Origin of the sequence: Methylobacterium sp. J-026, from assembly GCF_022829585.1 — a bacterium.
GTDB lineage: Bacteria > Pseudomonadota > Alphaproteobacteria > Rhizobiales > Beijerinckiaceae > Methylobacterium.
The window spans coordinates 1-309 of the sequence record NZ_JAKSYC010000246.1; the positions used below are offsets into that span (position 1 = coordinate 1).

The 309-nt window shown below is 71.2% G+C and carries 1 pseudogene; it reads right to left on the reverse strand.

The features are described 5' to 3' along the window. A pseudogene (locus MKK69_RS21600) lies at window positions 1–175 on the reverse strand (MFS transporter); the annotation flags it as partial. Between the last annotated feature and the right edge of the window lie 134 nt (window positions 176–309).

Below are 309 nucleotides of genomic sequence, written 5' to 3' on the forward strand. Positions count from 1 at the left end.
GCGCGAACGCGCCGATCGAGAGGATCACGCCGATGGGATAGCCGAGCTGGACGATGCTCCCGAAGAACCCGCGCCGGTCCGCCGGCACGCTCTCCACCACCATCAGCACGGCTCCGCCCCACTCGCCGCCGATGCCGATCCCCTGGACGAGGCGCAGGGCCACGAGGAGGATCGGCATCGGCGGCGAGTGGGGCGGAGCCGTGCTGATGGTGGTGGAGAGCGTGCCGGCGGACCGGCGCGGGTTCTTCGGGAGCATCGTCCAGCTCGGCTATCCCATCGGCGTGATCCTCTCGATCGGCGCGTTCGCGC